Source organism: Pararhodospirillum oryzae (genome assembly GCF_007992075.1).
In the GTDB taxonomy this organism is placed as follows: Bacteria; Pseudomonadota; Alphaproteobacteria; order Rhodospirillales; family Rhodospirillaceae; genus Pararhodospirillum; species Pararhodospirillum oryzae.
In genome coordinates this window covers 1-1301 of record NZ_BJZO01000181.1, presented here as the reverse complement: position 1 = coordinate 1301, position 1301 = coordinate 1, and the positions used below count along the sequence as shown (strand labels likewise).

The window sequence follows — 1301 nt, the reverse complement described above, 5'->3', positions numbered from 1 at the left end:
TTCCTCTTCGTCCATCAGGGCCGAGGCTCTGGCGATGAAGGCGCGGGTTTCAACGATGGTGACGAGAGGGCCGGCTGACATGGGAAGAGGGTAACCCTTGGGGGTACTGTCTTGCAAGGTCATGTCGGAATTTTCGTTTCCCCTGCCCCTGCGGAAAATCATCCCGGCGACCACCTGGACACCACGGACCTGCTTGTCGCGCGGGAGCGCTCAGGAACGGCGTGTGGCAAGCATCTGGGGCGCACCGAACCGGGTTTTCGCGCCCCCTAAAAGGGGGAGACTCTGGATGCCCCCCGCTCCCGGAAGCGCGCCGGTGGGCAAAAAATAGGCCCTGACGGGGATCTCTATTCGTGCCCCTGACCCGGTGTTCGGGCCCAGTGCGCATGCAACAGGGCGACGCCCCACCCCAGGGCCGTCACCACAACAGGCATCACGACGAACGCGATAAACTGGGTGGTGGTCATGGTCGCAACCCCTTCAAAACGTAGCGCGCCGCCAAATGAAGCCCGCCCGCTGCCCCAAGCCAGAATGCGGCCCCTAATACCAGGACCAGGGGCGGGACCCTGACATCCCCAGCGACATTGTAAAAAACCGCAGCGATGGGGGCCAGCACCCCGACCGTGAAAGATGACGTTGCGGCCGTGTTCAAGGCCGCCGCTGTCAGCTTGGTTTGCTCGTTATGGATTTGGGTCACGACGCCTCCTTACGCAAGCGCACCCCCGGCCCGCCTCCGTTCTCGGGAATGAACTCGACCCCGGCATCCTCCAGGGCGGCGCGGATGGCCGCAAGGGTGCGGGGGTGGGGCTGGCGTTTCCCTGTCTCGAAGTCCGCCAGCGTAGCCGCTGCGACTCCTGCCAGTCGGGCAAGCTCTTCACGCTTCATGCCAAGCATGGCGCGGGCACCCCTGCATTGCTCAGATACGATCACTGATGTTGGCTTTCATCGTTGACACTTTATCCAATGTCAGTGATGGTAACCGAAGTTGGCAGTGAGCGCCAGCATTCGCGCCCCGGCCGGTGTTGGCCCACCAAGCCGGGGCTTATCCACAACGCACCTGCAAGAGAGGCGCGAATGGACAGCCACACCCTAACCGTTTCGGTCCCCCAGAGTCTCGCGGCCAGTTTCCAGGTTCGCCTGGGCATGACCTGCGATGAAATCAAAAAGGAAGCACTGCGCGATGTGCGCGCGGTGCTGGCGTCGATTGAGCTTATTGCCCGGCCCTGCGATCGCGAAGGCGCGAACGAGCTGGACGAGACGCTCTTGCGCGAAGCCCTTCTTTTCCTGTGCGACAAGGCAAGTGA

General features: G+C 62.7%; 2 protein-coding genes. One reads left to right on the top strand and one right to left on the bottom strand.

Annotated elements, in window-relative coordinates:
* Positions 1-690: 690 nt before the first annotated feature.
* Positions 691-891: a helix-turn-helix domain-containing protein gene (locus ROR02_RS16380; protein ID WP_147165107.1), complete on the bottom strand. Its 201-nt coding sequence runs from the start codon at positions 889-891 to the stop codon at positions 691-693.
* Positions 892-1071: 180 nt separating this feature from the next.
* Here ROR02_RS16380 and ROR02_RS16375 point away from each other — a divergent pair.
* The coding region (locus tag ROR02_RS16375; protein WP_147165106.1) for a hypothetical protein at positions 1072-1301 on the top strand (230 nt) is incomplete at its 3' end.